Source organism: Mesorhizobium sp. M8A.F.Ca.ET.021.01.1.1, from assembly GCF_003998025.1.
In the GTDB taxonomy this organism is placed as follows: domain Bacteria; phylum Pseudomonadota; class Alphaproteobacteria; order Rhizobiales; family Rhizobiaceae; genus Mesorhizobium.
In genome coordinates, this window is record NZ_RZSJ01000550.1 from 1 (window position 1) to 4,083 (window position 4,083).

4 protein-coding genes are annotated in these 4,083 nt (G+C 64.2%); 1 reads left to right on the forward strand and 3 read right to left on the reverse strand.

All coding sequences use genetic code 11. The features are described 5' to 3' along the window. Window positions 1-521 (reverse strand): ATP-binding cassette domain-containing protein (locus EOA36_RS29485; RefSeq protein WP_127280497.1); only part of this gene is annotated, 521 nt, incomplete at its 3' end. 169 nt (window positions 522-690) lie between these two features. After that, window positions 691-1,704, reverse strand: a complete 1,014-nt coding sequence (gene tauA / locus EOA36_RS29490; RefSeq protein WP_127280498.1) for a taurine ABC transporter substrate-binding protein — start codon at window positions 1,702-1,704, stop codon at window positions 691-693. Window positions 1,705-2,026: 322 nt separating this feature from the next. Between tauA and EOA36_RS29495 the strand changes: the two genes are divergently transcribed. Beyond that, window positions 2,027-2,365, forward strand: coding sequence for a hypothetical protein (locus EOA36_RS29495; protein ID WP_127280499.1), 339 nt, complete (start codon window positions 2,027-2,029; stop codon window positions 2,363-2,365). 93 nt (window positions 2,366-2,458) lie between these two features. On the opposite strand, the gene EOA36_RS29500 is transcribed toward EOA36_RS29495, so the two are convergent. Continuing rightward, the gene (locus EOA36_RS29500; protein ID WP_189553417.1) at window positions 2,459-3,580 is read right to left on the reverse strand and encodes a helix-turn-helix transcriptional regulator; all 1,122 of its coding nucleotides are present in this window, start codon (window positions 3,578-3,580) and stop codon (window positions 2,459-2,461) included. Window positions 3,581-4,083 lie beyond the last annotated feature (503 nt).

A 4,083-nucleotide genomic window follows, 5' to 3' on the forward strand; every position in this document is an offset into this window, starting at 1 on the left:
GTCGTCTGCATGCGTTCGCGCGTCAGCGCGTCGAGCGCGCCGAGCGGCTCGTCGAGCAGCAGGAATTCGGGTTCGGCGGCGAGCGCGCGGGCAAGGCCGACACGCTGGCGCATGCCGCCCGACAGCTCCCAGATGCGCTTGTCGCCGGCATCGCCGAGCTTCACCAGGTCCAGCAGCCGGTCGGCGCGCCGCGCCCGCTCGGTCGGCCTGACACCGCGCAGCCGCAGCGCGAAGGCGACGTTCTCGCGGGCGGTCAACCAGGGAAACAGCGCATCGTTCTGGAACACCACCGCCCGGTCCGAACCGGGTCCGGTGATCGGCTGGCCGTTGATCGAGGCCGTGCCGCGCGCGGGCGCGACCAGGCCGGCGGCAACGTTGAGCAGCGAGGTCTTGCCACAGCCGGAGCGGCCGACAAGAACGACGAAGTCATTCCCGGCGACGTTGATCGACACCCGCTCGACGGCGGGCGCCGGCTGGCCGTCATAGTGGATGGAGATGTTGTCGAGCACGAGATTCGGCATGGCCCCTCGCCGAGCAATTCCAGAAAAGTGTCAGGCGGTTTTCCGTCCGGAATTGCGTCAGGGATGAATCGGTTCGGTAAAATCCGCCTGCCCCGAAACCGCGCCTCGTCAGCGGCTCCGGGACAGGCAACGCACGGCGTCCGGGAAGGTGAGCCGCGCGTTTGGGCCGTCAGTTCGAGGCCAGCGCCTCGGTGACGTATTTCGACGTCACGTATTTCGAGTAGTCCGGCAGCACGGCGTCGACCTTGCCTTGCTCCTTGAGGAAGGCGGACGCGGCCGCGACCGCCTTGACCGTGCCGCCGCCGAGGAATTTGTCCGAGGCCTGCTCTTCAAGCGTCGGGAACACATAACCCTTCAGGAGCTCCGGCACTTCTTCCAGCTTGGCGCCGGTGAGCCTGGCGATCGACGCGGCCTGCGGCGACGACACCGACCAGGCGTCGGGCTTGGCGAGATATTCGGCATAGGCTGATCCCGTCACCTTGACGAAGTCGCGCACGGCTTCCGGATTCCTGTCGGCGAAGTCGGTGCGCACGATCCAGGCATCGAAGGTCGGCGCGCCCCAGGCGGCGACCTGCGAGGAATCCAGCACCACCTTGCCCGATGTCTTGATTTGGCCCAGCGCCGGATCCCAGACATAGGCGGCATCGATATCGCCGCGCGCGAAGGCGGCGGCGATTTCCGGCGGCCTGAGATTGAGGATCTGGACCGACTTCGGATCGACATTCTCATGCTTGAGCGCGGCAAGCAGGCTGTAATGCGTCGTCGACACGAACGGCACGGCGACCTTCTTGCCGGCGAGGTCGGCGACCTTCTCGATACCGGCGCCGTTGCGGGCGACCAGCGCTTCCGACGGCCCGATCAGGCCGACCACGAAGATTGTCTGGATCGGCAGTTCGCGGCTGGCGGCGGCCGCCAGCGGGCTCGAGCCGACATAGCCGATATCGACCGAGCCGGAGGCGACCGCGGCGATGACGTCGGCGCCGGAATCGAATTTACGCCAGTCGATGCTGGCCTTGGTGGCCTTTTCATAGGCGCCGTCGGCCTGCGGCACCTTGGAGGGCTCGACCACCGTCTGGTAGCCGATGGTGATCTTCAGGTCATCGGCCATGGCCGGACCGAGGAAGGCGGCGCCGGCAAGGGCCGCCGAAGACAGGAGAATGATGCGGCGTGAAATGCTGGACATGAAAGGCTCCTTGAAAAAGGGGAAAACCGGATTGCCTGTTCATAGTCAGCTAATTCTATGGTTCTTGTAGAGTTAAATCCTTCCAACGAAGGTGGGTTTGTTGGAAAAAATCTGCCGATGAGACCCCGCCGAGGCGGAAAGGGCGGCTCCGGTGCGCCCACCCTGACATAGCGGTACGGGCGTCGGGGGCGAAATCGTCGGGCTGGGACCGTCACTGTCCACCGAACGGTGGACGACCCGAAATTCTTTTCGTGGTGGTCTGCGTCTACCTCTAGTCCCGATCCAATGGGCACCCATAGATTTCAAATGCTTGGAGAATACGATGACAATTGAGGATGATTGCGAATGCAATACAATTTGCCCGCAATACCAGCACTGTATTTGTATTTATCACCACGACGAAGGATATTGTGACTGCACTTGCGGGCCGCTGCAGATCCTATCCGAGCGCGCCGCAAAGCGGCCGTCGCATAGCATTATAAATATCTGCGTAAAGGGTGCCGAATTGTCGGCCGTGGCGGCGTTCCTGAGTAGGTACAGCGAGGAAGAATTGTTCATCCCGGCCGCGCGCGCGAGGACGAAAATTTCGCTCGAGATCAAAAAGACAACGCTTGCCAGCGTGATCGAGCACATTGGTTTGCGGATCGGACTGCCTGGTTGAAATGAATTCCCGCGACAAGGCCGCTTGAGTTCTTTGCTGGTTGCAACCGGCCCGCGCCGTATGTCTCCCCGCAGCCGGGGTCTGCTCACAGGGCTACGCCACGCCGGCCATAGGCGACGCCAGCGACGCGGCGAGCTGAACCAGCTCGGCCTGTCGCCGCACGCCGGTCTTCTCGAACAGCCGCAGCAAATGCGTCCTGACCGTGCTCCGGCCGATGTTGAGGGCATCGGACGTCTCCTCCACCGTGCGGCCCGCCGCGATCTGCTCGAAGACACGTGCCTCGGCCGGCGTCAGGCCGAACAGCGCCGCGACCAGCGCGGTCGGCGCGACAAAGGGCGTATCCGCGCGTGCGACAAACACCGCCGCCACCACGCTGGCATCGAACGCCCCGCGCCCCGGACGCAGCGGCAGCACGTGCAAGGCTCCGGCCGAGCCGTCCTTCCAGCGTATCGGAACTCCCAGTCCCTTGCGATCGATGGCGCTTTCGTCCTGTGCCGCCTGCGATACCGCGACGGCCAGCGCGCTGGACACGGCGGCGACCCTGGCGGTGAGAACTCCGTTGCGGATGTTCAGCAACTCGCCCGTGGCGACGATGTCCCGGGCAGCTGGATTGGCATGCACGACATGCAGATCGGCGGTGGTGAGAAGGATCGGCGCCGTCAGCGTGTCGAGCACCGTCTGGAAGGTCGACCGGGCAATCGCCGCCATGTCCAGCAGCCGGTTGATCGTCGCGGCGCGCTGCAGATGCGGGATCAGCAATCGGGCGGCCTCAATCTGCAGATCGCTGATGGGAGCGGCATCGACATGGCGGCTGAAGGACAGCGAGCCTAGACCACGCCCATCCCGCGCGAGCGGCAGCGCCAGGGAATCGATCATGCCTTGCGGTTTGCCGCACTCCACGAAATAGCGGTTCGTCGTGGTGTCGAGGTTGGGATTGACTTGGCTCAACACCGCCGGCCGATCCATCGGCAGCGAGCCTACCACCGCCATCCCACCCCATAGCTCGACGATTTCAGCGCCGTAGCTGGCCATCCGGTCGACATAGGGCTGCGGGATGTTGCTGGTCACGTTGACCAGCACCTCGCCCGACGGCAATGCTTGCAGGCGGATGGCGGCGGTCCCGAAGCCGAGCGCGATGCGCATCTCCTCGATCGCGACGGGCCAGCGCGCGGGATCGATCGCGGCGTCGTAGATCAGCCCGATCAGTTCGGACAACTGAGCCATCGAGAAGGCAGAACGCATCGCCACCATCCTTGCCGCACGGCAACAAAATCCTTGCTGTACCGCAGCAAAATTAAAGCATGATCCGGATCGGGCAAGCCCTTTGATCATCTCCCGACGGGGATGGTCATCCGCCCCCGGGCGCTACCATCGAACTCCGGCCGTCGCTATCCACCGAATGGTGGAAGACGCGGCATTCTCTTTGTGTTCGGTTGCCCCCCGTCGGATGCTGCGGTCCTGCGCGGAATTCGAGGGCGTCGGTGTTTGCAAGGCGAGTGCTGTTCGGGGACGGCAGCACAGCCGCCAAGTGCGCAACTGCTTGATTGTCAGCCCAGCCATGGACGGAGCCTCTCCGACCGGCCCGGCCAGCGTGCGGGACCGACAGCGCCGGCAGGGGACTTGGTGGATTGTCTGGCAATGAAGCGAGGGCTTTGGGCGTGATTGCAGAAACGATTGGATGCGTGAGCGTATTGGAAGACGCCGCTGCCGAGACAATA